Source organism: Achromobacter seleniivolatilans (assembly GCF_030864005.1).
Taxonomy (GTDB): domain Bacteria; phylum Pseudomonadota; class Gammaproteobacteria; order Burkholderiales; family Burkholderiaceae_B; genus Achromobacter; species Achromobacter seleniivolatilans.
This window is the reverse complement of record NZ_CP132976.1, coordinates 6,176,880-6,190,886: the sequence shown is the minus strand read 5'-3', so window position 1 is coordinate 6,190,886 and position 14,007 is coordinate 6,176,880. Positions and strand designations below refer to the sequence as shown.

At 62.4% G+C, this 14,007-nt stretch carries 15 protein-coding genes; 11 read left to right on the top strand and 4 right to left on the bottom strand.

What is annotated here, in order from left to right; translation table 11 throughout:
• Positions 1–5: 5 nt before the first annotated feature.
• Positions 6–575 (bottom strand): helix-turn-helix domain-containing protein, encoded by a 570-nt coding sequence (locus tag RAS12_RS27930; RefSeq protein ID WP_306943527.1) that lies wholly within the window; start codon positions 573–575, stop codon positions 6–8.
• Positions 576–674: 99 nt separating this feature from the next.
• Here RAS12_RS27930 and RAS12_RS27925 point away from each other — a divergent pair, with 99 nt between their 5' ends.
• From RAS12_RS27925 to RAS12_RS27890, 8 genes are all read left to right on the top strand, one after another.
• Positions 675–2,195 carry a phospholipase D family protein gene (locus RAS12_RS27925; protein ID WP_371321226.1) on the top strand — a complete coding sequence of 507 codons (1,521 nt, stop codon included), beginning with the start codon at positions 675–677 and terminating at the stop codon, positions 2,193–2,195.
• Positions 2,196–2,276: 81 nt separating this feature from the next.
• On the top strand, positions 2,277–2,987 hold the full coding sequence (locus RAS12_RS27920; protein WP_306943523.1) for a 2OG-Fe(II) oxygenase: 711 nt from the start codon (positions 2,277–2,279) through the stop codon (positions 2,985–2,987).
• 2 nt (positions 2,988–2,989) lie between these two features.
• Positions 2,990–3,646 carry a DNA oxidative demethylase AlkB gene (gene alkB / locus RAS12_RS27915; protein WP_306943522.1) on the top strand — a complete coding sequence of 219 codons (657 nt, stop codon included), beginning with the start codon at positions 2,990–2,992 and terminating at the stop codon, positions 3,644–3,646.
• A 173-nt stretch (positions 3,647–3,819) separates the two neighbouring features.
• The gene (locus RAS12_RS27910) at positions 3,820–4,818 is read left to right on the top strand and encodes a formylglycine-generating enzyme family protein (protein WP_306943520.1); all 999 of its coding nucleotides are present in this window, start codon (positions 3,820–3,822) and stop codon (positions 4,816–4,818) included.
• 54 nt (positions 4,819–4,872) lie between these two features.
• The gene (locus RAS12_RS27905) at positions 4,873–5,259 is read left to right on the top strand and encodes a VOC family protein (protein ID WP_306943519.1); all 387 of its coding nucleotides are present in this window, start codon (positions 4,873–4,875) and stop codon (positions 5,257–5,259) included.
• A gap of 32 nt (positions 5,260–5,291) precedes the next feature.
• Positions 5,292–6,101, top strand: a complete 810-nt coding sequence (locus tag RAS12_RS27900) for an AraC family transcriptional regulator (RefSeq protein WP_306943517.1) — start codon at positions 5,292–5,294, stop codon at positions 6,099–6,101.
• A gap of 95 nt (positions 6,102–6,196) precedes the next feature.
• Positions 6,197–6,565: a cupin domain-containing protein gene (locus tag RAS12_RS27895; protein ID WP_306943515.1), complete on the top strand. Its 369-nt coding sequence runs from the start codon at positions 6,197–6,199 to the stop codon at positions 6,563–6,565.
• A 45-nt stretch (positions 6,566–6,610) separates the two neighbouring features.
• On the top strand, positions 6,611–7,357 hold the full coding sequence (locus RAS12_RS27890) for an SDR family oxidoreductase (RefSeq protein ID WP_306943513.1): 747 nt from the start codon (positions 6,611–6,613) through the stop codon (positions 7,355–7,357).
• Between the two features lie 38 nt (positions 7,358–7,395).
• On the opposite strand, the gene RAS12_RS27885 is transcribed toward RAS12_RS27890, so the two are convergent.
• Both RAS12_RS27885 and rtcR read right to left on the bottom strand, forming a co-directional pair.
• Positions 7,396–7,914, bottom strand: coding sequence for an MgtC/SapB family protein (locus RAS12_RS27885; protein WP_306943511.1), 519 nt, complete (start codon positions 7,912–7,914; stop codon positions 7,396–7,398).
• A 57-nt stretch (positions 7,915–7,971) separates the two neighbouring features.
• On the bottom strand, positions 7,972–9,585 hold the full coding sequence (gene rtcR, locus RAS12_RS27880; protein ID WP_306943510.1) for an RNA repair transcriptional activator RtcR: 1,614 nt from the start codon (positions 9,583–9,585) through the stop codon (positions 7,972–7,974).
• A gap of 214 nt (positions 9,586–9,799) precedes the next feature.
• Here rtcR and RAS12_RS27875 point away from each other — a divergent pair, with 214 nt between their 5' ends.
• The 3 genes from RAS12_RS27875 to RAS12_RS27865 all read left to right on the top strand — a co-directional run bounded on the left by RAS12_RS27875 (position 9,800) and on the right by RAS12_RS27865 (position 12,991).
• Positions 9,800–11,017 (top strand): RtcB family protein, encoded by a 1,218-nt coding sequence (locus RAS12_RS27875; RefSeq protein WP_306943508.1) that lies wholly within the window; start codon positions 9,800–9,802, stop codon positions 11,015–11,017.
• A 60-nt stretch (positions 11,018–11,077) separates the two neighbouring features.
• On the top strand, positions 11,078–12,115 hold the full coding sequence (gene rtcA, locus RAS12_RS27870; RefSeq protein WP_306943507.1) for an RNA 3'-terminal phosphate cyclase: 1,038 nt from the start codon (positions 11,078–11,080) through the stop codon (positions 12,113–12,115).
• 93 nt (positions 12,116–12,208) lie between these two features.
• Entirely contained in the window at positions 12,209–12,991 is a 783-nt protein-coding gene (locus RAS12_RS27865; protein WP_306943506.1) for an SDR family oxidoreductase, read from the top strand.
• A 26-nt stretch (positions 12,992–13,017) separates the two neighbouring features.
• On the opposite strand, the gene RAS12_RS27860 is transcribed toward RAS12_RS27865, so the two are convergent.
• Entirely contained in the window at positions 13,018–13,707 is a 690-nt protein-coding gene (locus RAS12_RS27860; RefSeq protein WP_306943505.1) for an HAD family hydrolase, read from the bottom strand.
• Positions 13,708–14,007: the final 300 nt, after the last annotated feature.

Genomic DNA, 14,007 nt, shown 5'->3' with positions numbered 1-14,007 from the left:
TGGGCTTAGACGATAAACAGCAGATAACGGGCGCCGCTATGCGGCGGGGTGATAAATTCGCTGGCGTTAAATAGCTGGTAGCGCAGGCAATCGCCGCGCGCCAATTGATGCGTTTGACCATCGACGGTCAGGGACAGCTCGCCGTCCAGCATCAGCAGATGGTGTTCCAAGCCGGGGCGCGGCGATCGCTCATAGGCGATGCGCGCGCCTGCGTCCAGTTCGCAGGCCAGCACTTCGCCCGCAAGCTGCTGCGCAGGCGGCGATACCGAGCGCCGCCTGAAACCCGTGCTCTCGTCGACCCACACGGCTTGCGCGCGTTCCGGAACCAGCGGCGCGAAATTGTCTTCCACCATCATCATCAGGCGAGACATGGTCATGCCATACGCCGTGCACAGCTTGCCCAGTACGCTGGCGGTGGGGCTGACCTCGGCATTTTCCAGCCGGGACAGCGTGGCGCGGCTGACACCGGCCCGGCTGGCCAGTTCATCCAGCGGCCAGCCGCGCTCTTGCCGCAGCGCTTTCAAGCGGTGGGCAATGCGCTGGTCCAGATCTGCATCGATAGACGTATTTTCCATATAAGGGAATTTATCTCAAATACGGAAATCTTTCAAGGACGGGTTTTTGGCAGCGCCTTTCGGCACAATACGGGCATGCTTCTGGCCAAACCCCTACTCATGACTACTCTTTGCCTCTCGATTCTGAGCGGTTGCAGCCTTCCTCCCCTGGGCAAGCGCAGCGAATCACAGGCGTTGACACCCGAACAGGCCGCCTCCACTCCGCTGGGCCGCAGCATCGCGCCACTGGCGGCGGCGCACCCCGGCAAGTCGGGCATTTACCCGCTGGCTGACCCCTACGACGCTTTCGCGGCACGCGTGATGCTGGCGCGCGCCGCCGAGCGCAGCCTGGATGTGCAGTACTACATCTGGCACGGCGACATGACGGGCACGATGTTGCTGGAGGCGCTGCACGCCGCCGCCGACCGGGGCGTACGCATACGCTTGCTGCTGGACGACAACGGCACCTCGGGTCTGGACCCGGTGCTGTCCGCGCTGAACGAGCATCCCAACATGGAAGTCCGGCTGTACAACCCGTTTGTGCTGCGCTGGCCCAAACCGCTGGGATATGTCACGGACTTCAGCCGCCTGAACCGGCGCATGCACAACAAGTCCTTCACCGCCGACAACAGCGCCACCATCATCGGCGGCCGCAACATCGGCGACGAATACTTCGGCGCCACCAAAGACGTGGTGTTCACGGATCTGGACGTACTGACTATAGGCGCCGCCGTCCATGACGTATCGGTGGACTTCGACCGGTACTGGGCCAGCGAGTCCGCCTATCCCGTGGACCTTCTGCTGAAAAAAACAGAGTCCGGCGCATTGAAGGAGTTGGAAGAGCACGCAAGCACCGTGGAACGTTCGCCCGAAGCCGCCGCCTACGCGCAAGCGTTGCGGGAGCTGCCGTTTATCCAGCAACTGCTGCAAGGCAATCTGAACCTGGAATGGGCGACGACCCGCATGGTCAGCGACGATCCGCGCAAGACCTTGGGCACGGCGCCGCCCGAAGCGATGCTGCCGCATCAGCTACACGAAATGCTGGGCGCCCCCAAAACCGATCTTGAGCTGGTGTCGCCCTACTTTGTGCCGACCGCTGCGGGCACCCAGGCGTTTGCAGACATGGCGAAAAACGGCGTCAAGATTCGCGTGCTGACCAACGCACTGGAAGCCACCGATGTGGCGGTGGTGCACTCCGGCTACGCAAAACGCCGCAAAGATCTATTGACCAGCGGCGTCGAGTTGTTCGAAATGAAGCGCAGACCCGGCGGGATCGAGCGCAACAAAAGCATGGGTCCTTTTGGCAGTTCAGGGTCCAGCCTGCACGCCAAGACCTTCGCCGTGGACGGACAGCGCGTCTTTGTAGGGTCATTCAACTTTGATCCGCGTTCGGCCAAGCTAAACACCGAACTGGGATTCGTGATCGACAGCCACACGCTTGCGCGCGGCATCGCCAATGCGTTTGATCATGAACTTGGCCCAGTGGCCTATCGCGTGTGCCTGGACGACCACGGCGATCTCTATTGGCTGGAACAACGCAACGGTGAAACGATCCGCCACAACACCGAACCGGGCACAACGGCGTGGCAGCGCATCTCCGTCTGGTTCTTGTCGATACTCCCGCTGGAACCCTTGCTGTGATGCATCGCAAAAAACGGAGTTCGAATCAGAAGGCGCCGGCGTAGACTGATTCTTCCGCTACGCGCTTTGTCTGCCTGCCCCATGGATGCCCCGCTCGCCACCGCCCTGCCCGCTCTGGATTGGACTCGTATCACCGAGTCCCTGGATGCGCACGGCAACGCCGTCATCAACGCATTGCTGACACCCGCGCAATGCACAGAGCTGGCCGATGGCTATGTAGCGGCCGGCCGTTACCGCAGCCGCATCGTGATGGAACGCCATGGGTTTGGCCGTGGCGAGTACAAGTATTTTTCATACCCGCTGCCGCCGCTGTTGCAGCAACTGCGCGGCGCGCTGTATCCGTATCTGGCGCTTGTCGCCAACCGCTGGAACCGGCAAATGGGAATTGCCGTGCAGTATCCGCCAGACCACGCCACGTTTCTGCAACGCTGCCACGATGCCGGACAGCGCCGGCCCACGCCGCTCATCCTGCAATACGGGCCGGGCGACTACAACTGCCTGCATCAAGACCTTTACGGCGAACACGTATTTCCATTGCAGGTGGCGATTCTGTTGTCGCGCCCTGGCACGGATTTCACGGGCGGCGAATTCGTCATGACGGAAACCAGCAGCCGCGAACAGCGCGCGGACGTGCTGCCCTTGCAACAAGGCGATGCACTGATTTTCACCGTCAACCAGCGTCCCGTGCCCGGCGTGCGCGGATGGCGCAAGACAGCCATGCGGCACGGCGTCAGCGCATTGCATAGCGGACGGCGCCACACGCTGGGCCTGATTTTTCACGACGCGCAATAATCATGGTCATGACTTTGGATCTGTTCGGCGACGACACCGCGCAAAGCGGCCGTGACATCATCGGCCCGCAATCTGTTGTGCTGCGAGGCTTTGCGCTGCCTGCGGTTGAAGCCTTGCTGCAAGGCGTGGACGCAGTCACCACGCAGTCTCCGTTCCGGCACATGGAGACGCCGGGCGGCTACACCATGTCGGTAGCGCTGACCAACTGCGGCACGCTGGGCTGGGCGACGGATGCCCACGGATACCGCTACACACGTATCGATCCGCTATCCGGCCAGCCTTGGCCGGACTTGCCCGAAGCCTTTCTACGGCTGGCGCAACAAGCCGCCGCAGAAGCGGGTTTCGCCAATTTTCTACCAGACGCCTGCCTGGTCAACCGCTACGAGCCGGGTTCGCGCTTGTCGCTGCATCAGGACAAGAATGAACGCGACTACGCCGCCCCCATCGTGTCGGTATCGCTAGGCATGCCCGCCGTGTTTCTCTTCGGCGGCAACGAACGGACCGGCAAGACGCAGCGCGTGCCGCTGTTTCATGGCGACGTCGTGGTCTGGGGCGGCGTGGACCGGCTGCGTTATCACGGAGTCATGCCGATGCAGGACCGGCCCCATCCCAGGCTGGGCAGCCACCGGATCAACTTCACGCTGCGCAAAGCGGGTTGAGCCAAAGCGGGCGGCGCAGCCATCCGAATACGACTGGCCTGCGCAGGCCTCATCAGCAACGCGGAATGAGGGTTCCCCCCGTGTGGCAGTGCGGGCGTGGCGGCCCTAATATTGCGCACGTTGCTGCATACCGCCTTTGGCATGCGCCCTTTGCTCTCCGCCCCCGGACCTCCATGCGTACCCGCTCCTGTCTGCTTATTGCCTGCTCACTGCTGTCCGCCTCGGCCTGGGCGAAGGAACCGCCCGCCTTGCTAGAAAACTCGCTGGGCATGACGTTCGTCCACGTACCCGCCGGCACATTTCAGATGGGTAGCGATGAAGCGGCCGAGACCCTGGCGCGCGACTACCCGCAATATCCCAAGGACCGTTACGCCCAGCTGTTTGATGAAGCGCCGGTACATACCGTGCGCATCACGCGCCCCTTCTACCTGGAACGCACAGAGGTCACGGTAGGCCAGTTCCGGCGCTTTATCGAGGCATCCGGGTATGTGCCGGAATCCGAAGCCGACGGCACGGGCGGCTACGGTTACAACGCAGCCTACGATCCCGATAAATCAGAACGCGGCGACGCCTTTGAGGGACGGGACCGCCGTTACTCCTGGCGCAATCCGGGGTTTGTGCAAAGCGATGATCATCCCGTGGTGAACATCAGCTGGAACGATGCCATGGCGCTGGCCCGGTGGCTGACGCAGAAGGAAGGCAAGGTGTACCGCCTGCCCACCGAGGCCGAATGGGAGTACGCCTGCCGCGCTGGCACCCGCACCCGCTATCAGAACGGCGATGATCCGCAAGGCATGCCAGATGTGGGCAACGGTTTTGATCCCGACGCCGCGCAGCTCTGGCCCAAATGGCAAGCGTTCGCCTCGGTGCGCCGCGACGGTTACACGTTTACGGCCCCAGTCGCCAGTTTTCAGCCAAACGCTTTCGGCCTGTATGACATGCACGGCAATGCCTGGGAGTGGGTGTCAGATTGGTATGGCGAGGACTACTACGCGCACTCCCCCACCGACGATCCGCAAGGCCCGGCCACCGGCAATGTCCGGGTCAGGCGCGGCGGCTCCTGGCATACGTGGGCGCTGTATACGCGCTCGTCCTACCGCAACTGGAACACGCAGGAAACCCGCTATCCCCTTGTGGGATTGCGCCTGTTGCGGGAGGCCGAAAGCCAGTAAAGCCGCCTGCCGGGTTAGCATAGCCGCACGCTTAACCTCTAAGAGAGTCCTGACATGCATTCGCTGGGCCGTCTCGTCCTTCTCGTGAACGACTACGACACTGCCATTTCCTTCTATCAAGACAAGTTGGGCATGGAGGTGTTCGTAGATATGCCTGTAGGCCCTCAACGGTATGTCCATCTGCGCCTGCCGGAACAACCCGCAGTGGGCGTATGGCTGCTGCAAGCCCTGACGCAGGCGCAGCGCGATCGCGTCGGCGACCAAACTGGCGGACAGCCGGTGGGCGTGTTCTATACCGACGATGTCATTCGCGACCACAGCAATTTCGCCGCGCGCGGCGTGCGCTTCACCAAGGAGCCTGTCCATGACGAAACCACTGTTTATGCGCACTTCATCGACCTGTACGGCAACGAATTCGTGCTGGTTCAGGTAAAGCAGTAATCGCGCAAACCCACGCATCCGCAGGTTGCGAAATGGCCATTGCCACACCGAAGCAGGACTGGATGCTACGCGCCGCGCCCTCTGGGCACGTAGAACGCATCGAAGCCTATTTCGGCGGGCATGGCTACAACATGCACCGCCACGACACCTACGCCATCGGGCGTACGCTGTCGGGGGTGCAGAGCTTTCACTACCGCCGGTCCTTCCGGCATAGCCTGCCTGGCGGCACTATTGTGCTGCACCCCGACGAGGCCCACGACGGCCAGGCGGGCACCGAGGCCGGATTCCACTACCGCATGATCTATGTCGAGCCCGCGCTGATCCAGCAGATTCTGGGCGGCAGGCCGCTGCCATTCATTCGCGATGGCATTTCGCAAGATCACCGTCTGTATGCCGCCAGCGAAACGTTGCTGCAGAGCACCAATGCACGCATCGACCCCTTGCAGGAAGACGATGCGCTCTACGATTTGGCGCACGCGTTGTGCGCTGCCGCAGGCCGCCAGCCAGGGCGCCGTCGCGCCAACTACGCGGGCGCCGAACGCGCGCGGCAGTACATCCACGCATCCCTGAACGGCCCGATTACGCTGGACGAACTGGCGCGAGCGGCGGGTATGGATCGCTGGAGTTTGTCGCGGGACTTTCGCGCATTGTTCGGCACCAGCCCCTATCGCTATGTGATGCTGCGCCGCCTGGATCAAGCGCGCCGGCTGATTGCCGCGGGCCGGCCCTTGGCGGACGCCGCCGCAGAAGCCGGATTTACCGACCAAAGCCATCTGACGCACCGCCACGTCCAGACCTACGGCATGACGCCGGACCGTTGGCGCCGGATGCTGCACGGCTGACGCATCCAGCCGGTAAAACCTGCACGATCGTACAAGACGCAGAGGGTGCGCTCGCCCTATTCTGAGGACATCTCCTATTTCATACAGGGCCGACCATGTCTTCTATCCCCGCCATCAATGTTGCTGGCAAGTTAGCGCTGTTCTCTGAGCACTGGCGCCCCAAGGTCATCGCCCAGATGAACGACTACCAATTCAAGGTGGTTAAGGTGCAGGGCGAATTTGTCTGGCATTCCCATGCAGATACCGACGAGACATTCTTCGTGGTCAGCGGCCAATTACGCATCGAACTGCGTGATGGGCATATAGACCTGGGTCCGGGTGAAATGACGGTGATTCCCAAAGGGGTCGAACACAAGCCCTGCGCAACGGAAGAAACCCATTTGATGCTGATTGAACCCTGTGGTGTGGTGAACACCGGCGATCAAGGCGGCGATCGCAGCGCGCCCAACGACGTCTGGATCTGACTGGCCCGCCGTTCTGCTACCGTGCAGAATATGCAGGAGAAAACCATGTCAAAAGTCATACTGATTACCGGCGGCAGCCGCGGCATCGGCGCCGCCGCCGCCAAGCTTGCCGCGCGCCGCGGTTACGCCGTCGGCGTCAACTACCGCACCCATTCCGACGCCGCTGATGCCGTTGTGGCCGAGATCCAGCGTGGCGGCGGCACCGCCATCGCGATCCAGGCGGATGTGTCGCAGGAAGATCAAGTGCTGCGTATGTTCCGGATTCTGGACGAACGTCTGGGTCCCATCAACGCGCTGGTCAACAACGCCGGCATCCTGGAAAAACAGATGCGCGTGGACGACATGGATGCAGAACGCCTGCTGCGCGTACTGTCCACCAACGTGATCGGCGCTTTTCTGTGCGCCCGCGAGGCCGTGCGCCGAATGTCGCCGCGGCACGGCGGCCAGGGCGGCGCTATCGTCAATGTGTCGTCCGCCGCAGCGCGCCTGGGTTCGCCCAATGAATACGTGGACTATGCAGCGTCCAAGGGCGCGCTGGACACCTTCACTATCGGTTTGTCCAAAGAAGTCGCACCGGAAGGCATCCGGGTCAACGGCGTGCGGCCAGGCACGATCTACACCGATATGCACGCCAGCGGCGGCGAGCCAGGCCGCGTGGATCGCGTCAAAAGCGCCATCCCGCTACGCCGTGGCGGCACCGTCGACGAAGTGGCGGGTGCGATCATGTGGCTGTTTTCAGAAGAAGCCGGCTACACCAGCGGTTCATTTATTGATGTGTCCGGCGGCAGCTGATACGCAGCGTTAGCGAACGGACGGCGGCGTTGCCGCCTCTACTTGCCGTCAGAAGCAATTACGCTTTTTTCCTGCCTGGCGGAGATCCTTGCCTCGACGCGGCGCAATACCGCCAGCACAAACAAGGCCATCACGGTACTGACGAGTGCCGTGGCCTCACGGCCCATGCCTGCGGCCACGCCAATGGCCGCTGTCATCCAGATACTGGCCGAAGTGGTCAGCCCATGAATTTCACGCTCGTTACTGAGCTTGATTATGGCGCCTGCCCCCAGAAAACCAATGCCTGCGATCACACCTTGCAACACGCGGCTGATATCGCCGACCTGCATGCCGCCTTGCAAGGGCACCAGCACGAAGATAGCCGCGCCCAGCGCCACCAGCATATGGGTGCGCAAGCCTGCGGCTTTGCCGCTGCGCTCGCGCTCATAACCCAGCAAGCCGCCCAATATCACTGCCATGCCCAAGCGCAACACGATGCGCGTGGCCTCGCCCACATCGGGGATATCGGCAAATTCGCTACGCACAGTGGACCAAATTTCCAGCCAGATTTCCGACATCGCGGCATCCTTGGAGGCACAGGAAAAAGCAGCATAGCAGGCGGCGCGGCGGCGCCGCTAGGACGGAATTTCTCGTAGCTGGTCCCAACTCAGCCCATGCTTGACCAGGTACTTGCGCAGACGGTCTGCATCATTCACCACACTGCGTTCGGCACGAGATGCCTGAAACAGTTGCCGTCCGGCGTCGGACAGGCTGCGCGAAGTTGCACAGACCCGCAGCACGGCTTCAAGCTGCAGCCGGTCAAACAGATCCATCGCCGCGACGCGACCCGCGCCCAGCAGCGTGGCTAGCGCGGGCGCGCCCTGCGTGCCCTCAGTGGCTGGCTCATCGCGTCGCCACAGCCAGCGCAAACGTTCGATTTCAGCCTGAACCAGATCCAGCCCGATGCGTCCGCCATCGGCCAGGGTCGCCAAGCGCTGAATGCTGGAGGACAGGTCCCGGAAGTTGCCGCGCCACAGCGCATCGCGGCTTTGCGCAAAGGTCATATAGGCCTTACGCGCTTCAACGTTGAACCGCACCATCTGATGATTCTCGCTGGCATGCAGCGCCAACAGATGATCCACGTTCGGCTCAATGTCTTCACTGCGTTCAGCCAGACCGGGCAAATCGTAGGTCCACATATTGATGCGGGCGTACAGATCTTCCCGGAACGTGCCCGCAGCCACTTCCCTGCGCAAATCCCGATTCGTGCCTGCGATCAGCTGAAAATCGCTTTCAACCTCGCGGTCGGCGCCCACCGGATAGAAGCGCTTTTCCTCAATGGCCTTGAGCAGCATCGCCTGTTCATCCACGCCCAGCTCGCCGATTTCATCTAAGAACAGCACGCCTTCGTGCGCGGTGCGCAGCAAACCGGGGCGATCGGCCACCGCGCCGGTGTAAGCCCCTTTCCGATGCCCGAACAGCGCCGCAGCCGCCGTGTCACCGCGCAACGTGGCGCAGTTCACTTCGACAAATGGCCCCGTGATGTGATGGCGCGCCTTTTTCAAATCGAACATGCGGCGCGCCAGAAACGACTTCCCTGCCCCCGTGGGCCCGGCCAGCAGAATGGCTGCGCGCGAGCGCACTGCCACCCGTTCGATTTCGGCAATCAACGCATTGAAGCGGGCGTTGCGCGTGGCAATGCCGCGCTTCAAGAACTCCACCGCATCACGTTGTTCCGCCGCGAAACGCTGGGCAATCACGTCATAGCGCGACAGGTCCAGGTCTATCAGCGTGATCTCGCCCGGCGTGCCGGACCGCTGCCGCCGTGGCGGCGCCGTCTGCACCAGCACGCCAGGCAATACCCGCGACTCCACCAGCAGAAACTGGCAGATCTGCGCCACGTGGGTGCCCGTGGTGATGTGCGCCCAGTACTGCTCGCGCTCAACGTCAAAGGGATAGGCCCGCGCCCACCCGTGCAGGCAGTTATAGACCTCGCCGAAGTCCCAGGGGTCATCCAGTTGCACTTCGACCAGATTCACGACGGTTTCCGGCGACACGGCGGCAATGTCGGCCTGGATCAACTCGGCCAGCTTGCGATGGCGCACGGTATAGAGCAGTTCCATCCGCGCCACCACGCGATCTTCGTGCTGTGTCAGCGCAACCGTGGGCCGCCACTTTTCCCAACGGGCGCTACCCACCCCTGCATCGAGTTGCGTGCCGATGAACCCGATGACGACGACTGGTTTCATTAGATAAATTACTAGCAAAATTTATAAGACCTGCGGATTCTAAATAGAGCCGGCTGAATTCGCAATGGCGCAGCGCCTACAATGCACGCCTTATAAATCAAGGCGTTGCAGATTTTTTTCATCGTGCGACGCAAACCTGGCACGGCATTTGCGTAGGTAATGACGGCGGCACTGCAAGACTAGCCGCTCTCATTACAAGCAATGGAGAAGAACAATGACGTATCAACTGCACCAAGTGGCTGGCGGCGTACCCGTAAAAATGTGGACGCGCGGCGTGCCCATCGAGGACGAAGCCCGTCAGCAATTGGAAAACGCAGCCCGCCTGCCCATCATCTATAAGCACATCGCCGCCATGCCCGATGTGCACTACGGCATCGGCGCCACCGTGGGTTCCGTGATCCCCACCGTCAAGGCCGTGATTCCCGCCGCTGTCGGCGTGGACATCGGTTGCGGCATGATGGCCTGCAAGACGACTCTGCACGCCAATGACCTGCCCGACAACCTGGGCCCGGTGCGCGCCGCGATTGAAAAGGCCGTACCCCACGGCCTGACTCCCCGCCATCACGGGCGCGATCGCGGCTCCTGGGATACGCCGCCTGACGAAGCCGATGTCGCCTGGCGCGCGCTGGCGCCGGAATTCGAAGCGCTGTGCCAAGACTATCCGCGCCTGGCCAAGACCAACAACTACCGTCACCTGGGCACGCTGGGCACCGGCAACCACTTTATTGAGGTCTGCCTGGACGAACACGGTTCGGTGTGGTTCATGTTGCACTCGGGTTCGCGCGGCGTAGGTAACGCGATCGGAACGATGTTCATCCAACTGGCCAAGCAGGATGCCGAGCAGCACCAGCGCAACCTGCCCGACCAGGACCTGGCGTACTTCGAAGAAGGCTCCAAGTACTTTGGCGACTATGTGCGCGCCGTGGGCTGGGCCCAGAAGTTCGCACGCGCCAACCGCGAAGTCATGATGCACCGCGTGGTGAACGCTGTGCGCCAGGTCATTACCAAGCCTTTCGAGGCGCACATGGAAGCGGTGAATTGCCACCACAACTATGTCAGCCGTGAAACGCACTTCGGCCAGGACGTGCTGCTGACCCGCAAGGGCGCAGTCAGCGCAAAAGCAGGCGAACTGGGCATCATCCCCGGCAGCATGGGGGCCAAGAGCTACATCGTGCGCGGCAAAGGCAACCCGGAGAGCTTCATGAGTTGCAGCCACGGCGCGGGCCGCGCCATGAGCCGCACCAAGGCCAAGAAGTTGTTCACGGTCGCTGACCAGATTGCCGCCACCGAAGGCGTGGAGTGCCGCAAGGACGCCAATGTCATCGATGAAATTCCCATGGCCTACAAGGACATTGACGCGGTGATGCTGGCCCAGCAAGACCTGGTGGAAGTGGTCTACACCTTGAAGCAAGTGGTGTGCGTGAAAGGCTGAAGCCGCTTGCGCCCGGCCATGACGGTCCGGCGCAAGACAAGAATAATCAGGAGTAAAGCAGTGATAGAACTGGATGGTTCGGAAGGCGAAGGCGGCGGACAGATTCTGCGTACCGGCTTGGCGCTTTCCATGATTACCGGCCGCCCCTTGCGCATCCATCGCATACGCGCCAAGCGGTCTAAACCCGGCCTGATGCGCCAACACCTGGCGTGCGTCAATGCCGCCATCGACATCAGCCACGCACAATGCGCCGGCGCCGCATTGGGGTCGCAGGAACTGCATTTTGTGCCCGGCGTGATCCGCGCAGGCGATTACCGCTTTGCCATCGCCAGCGCTGGCAGTTGCATGCTGGTGCTGCAAACCGTGCTGCCTGCGCTGCTGCTGGCCGATGGGCCCAGCCGCGTGGAACTGCAAGGCGGCACGCACAATCCGCTGGCGCCGTCGTTCGACTTTGTCGCGCGTGCCTATGCGCCATTGGCCCGCAAGCTGGGCGCGGGCCTTGACCTGGAACTGTCACGCCGGGGTTTCTACCCTGCTGGCGGCGGCGCGGCCACGGCCTGCATCACGCCAGCGGCGGGCGGTTTGATTCCGTTGGATCTGGCGCAACGCGGGCAAGCCGGAACGCATGGCGCGGAATGCGTCGTTGCCGGCGTTCCGCGCAGTGTGGCGCGTCGTGAACTGGAAGCGTTGGGCGCGGCGCTGGATTGGTCTGCGGATCAACTGCTCATCGTGGACGGACGCCAAAACGAAGGCCCAGGCAACGCCCTGACGGTGACTCTGGAGCACTCCGAAGTAACCGAAGTGTTCGCGGCCTTTGGCGCCAAGGGGATCATTGCGGAAACCGTCGCGAAAACGCTTGCGGCAGAGGTTCGCGCCTACCTCGATAGCGATGCAGCAATGGGGCCGCATCTGGCGGATCAATGGCTCTTGTTGTTGGCGTTGGCGGTGTGGAAAAGCGGCGCGCCCGCGTACTTCACCTGCAATGAGCTGACCGCGCACACGCTGACCAACGCGTCAGTGATCCAGCGCTTTCTGCCCGTGGTCATTCGCAACGCGCCGTGCTCACGCGGATACCGCATCGACGTGGCGCCTGCCTGACTCCATGCAAGCGGTACTGGCACACACAGGGCTATCTGGTTTACAACCACTGAGTGCCCTGCGCTTGCGGGCGTGTATCGACAGGAGCTTTTCATGGATTTGCAGCTTGCCGGAAAACGCGTGCTCATCACGGGCGCATCCAAGGGCATCGGCTTGGCGTGTGCCGTCGCGTTCGCACGCGAAGGCGCCCAACCCATATTGGTTGCCCGCGATGATGCCGCGCTGCATGCCGCTACCGCCGCGATCCGCGAGCAGACCGGGCGCGACGCGCAGGCGTATACACAAGATCTGGCGCAACCCGGCGCCGCCGAACGTCTTAGCAAAGAGACTGGCCCGATCGACATACTGGTCAACAACGCAGGCGCCGTGCCGGGCGGCGCGTTGGACCAGGTGCAAGACGAGCGCTGGCGCGCAGGTTGGGACCTGAAGGTGCATGGTTATATCAACCTGGCGCGCCACTACTACCCCGCCATGCGCGAAGCCGGCACGGGAGTCATCGCGAATATTATTGGCATGGCAGGCGCAGCGCCCCGCGCGGACTACATCTGCGGCGCGGCGGCCAACGCCTCGCTGATCGCGTTCACCCGCGCTCTGGGCGGCGACGCACCGCGGCATGGTGTGCGCGTTTTTGGCGTGAATCCTTCACGCACACGCACCGATCGCGTACTGACCCTGGCACGCCAGCGTGCGCAAGCCCGCTGGGGCGACGAATCGCGCTGGCAGGAAACTTTGTCCGACCTGCCCTTTGGACGTCTGATGGAGCCCGAGGAAGTCGCCGACATGATTGTGTTCGGCGCATCGCCACGCGCTGGTTATCTAAGCGGCACGGTGATCGATCTGGACGGCGGTGAACAATACGGCAGCCACGCGCGCTGAAATGGCGAACGTGGCTGCGCCGCGTTCTAGCGTGCCAACTGCCAGCCCGCCAACAGCGCGGGCAGTTGCTTCATGTCGGTAAACACGTGGGCCACGCCCACGGCGCGCAAGGCTTCCGCGCCGCTGTGGCCGTTGGCGTCCGGGCTGTAGCCAAACACCGTGGCGCCCGCGGCCACGCCTGCCGTCGCGCCGGTCACCGTGTCTTCGACAATCGCGCAGCGGGCGGGGTCCACGCCCAGCGACTTTGCGGCGGCCAGATACACATCAGGAAAGGGTTTGCTGCGTGGCATTTCGTGACCGCTGAACACGCGGCCATCAAAACACTCCGCAATGCCTACTTTTTCCAGTTGCAATTCCACCTTGATCCGGTCCGCGCCCGAGGCGACTGCAATCCGGCCGTCCAGCACTTGGTGCAAGGCGCGCACGGCATCCGGCGCGCCGGGAATCTCAAGCAGATCACGATCCAGCGCAACATTGCGGCGCTGGCGGAATTCATCAAACCAAGCCGGGGTGATCGTGACGCCGGTGCGCGACTGAATCAGCGGCAGCTCGTCCTTGACGGCTTTTCCGGTAAAAATGCGCATGGTCTCTTCATGCGTGATCGCCCAGCCGAGTTCATTCAGCATCTGGGTCAGCACGTGGCTGGTAATCGGTTCAGAATCAACCAGCACGCCGTCGCAATCGAACAGCACGGCGTCAAAAGGAAAATCAGTCATCACGGGCGGCATTGAAAGTGGTCATGAAGCCGACAAGCATACTTCAAGCCCTAAACCCTATCGGTCAAAGCAGGGCCAGAACAGCAAGGGGCGGAGTGCCGCGAACGCAGCCCGCAGTTACTCTCGAAGACTCCCCCACCCCATGCGCTCGCTTGCCCCATGACTGACCACACGCCGCTTGACCACTACAACTGGCGCGACATAGCCCTACAGCTGGACGCTGAAGGATGGGCATTGCTTCCCGCGTTCAATCCTGGCGAGGCCCTTGTTCAGGCGGAGCAAGACGCGGCGAATTTCAGG

Excerpts from the sequence above, each read along its gene's own strand:
- RAS12_RS27930 (WP_306943527.1), bottom strand. The coding sequence starts at position 575 with ATGGAAAATACGTCTATCGATGCAGATCTGGACCAGCGCATTGCCCAC.
- RAS12_RS27925 (WP_371321226.1), top strand. The coding sequence starts at position 675 with ATGACTACTCTTTGCCTCTCGATTCTGAGCGGTTGCAGCCTTCCTCCC.
- RAS12_RS27920 (WP_306943523.1), top strand. The coding sequence starts at position 2,277 with ATGGATGCCCCGCTCGCCACCGCCCTGCCCGCTCTGGATTGGACTCGT.
- alkB (WP_306943522.1), top strand. The coding sequence starts at position 2,990 with ATGGTCATGACTTTGGATCTGTTCGGCGACGACACCGCGCAAAGCGGC.
- RAS12_RS27910 (WP_306943520.1), top strand. The coding sequence starts at position 3,820 with ATGCGTACCCGCTCCTGTCTGCTTATTGCCTGCTCACTGCTGTCCGCC.
- RAS12_RS27905 (WP_306943519.1), top strand. The coding sequence starts at position 4,873 with ATGCATTCGCTGGGCCGTCTCGTCCTTCTCGTGAACGACTACGACACT.
- RAS12_RS27900 (WP_306943517.1), top strand. The coding sequence starts at position 5,292 with ATGGCCATTGCCACACCGAAGCAGGACTGGATGCTACGCGCCGCGCCC.
- RAS12_RS27895 (WP_306943515.1), top strand. The coding sequence starts at position 6,197 with ATGTCTTCTATCCCCGCCATCAATGTTGCTGGCAAGTTAGCGCTGTTC.
- RAS12_RS27890 (WP_306943513.1), top strand. The coding sequence starts at position 6,611 with ATGTCAAAAGTCATACTGATTACCGGCGGCAGCCGCGGCATCGGCGCC.
- RAS12_RS27885 (WP_306943511.1), bottom strand. The coding sequence starts at position 7,914 with ATGTCGGAAATCTGGCTGGAAATTTGGTCCACTGTGCGTAGCGAATTT.
- rtcR (WP_306943510.1), bottom strand. The coding sequence starts at position 9,585 with ATGAAACCAGTCGTCGTCATCGGGTTCATCGGCACGCAACTCGATGCA.
- RAS12_RS27875 (WP_306943508.1), top strand. The coding sequence starts at position 9,800 with ATGACGTATCAACTGCACCAAGTGGCTGGCGGCGTACCCGTAAAAATG.
- RAS12_RS27865 (WP_306943506.1), top strand. The coding sequence starts at position 12,209 with ATGGATTTGCAGCTTGCCGGAAAACGCGTGCTCATCACGGGCGCATCC.
- RAS12_RS27860 (WP_306943505.1), bottom strand. The coding sequence starts at position 13,707 with ATGACTGATTTTCCTTTTGACGCCGTGCTGTTCGATTGCGACGGCGTG.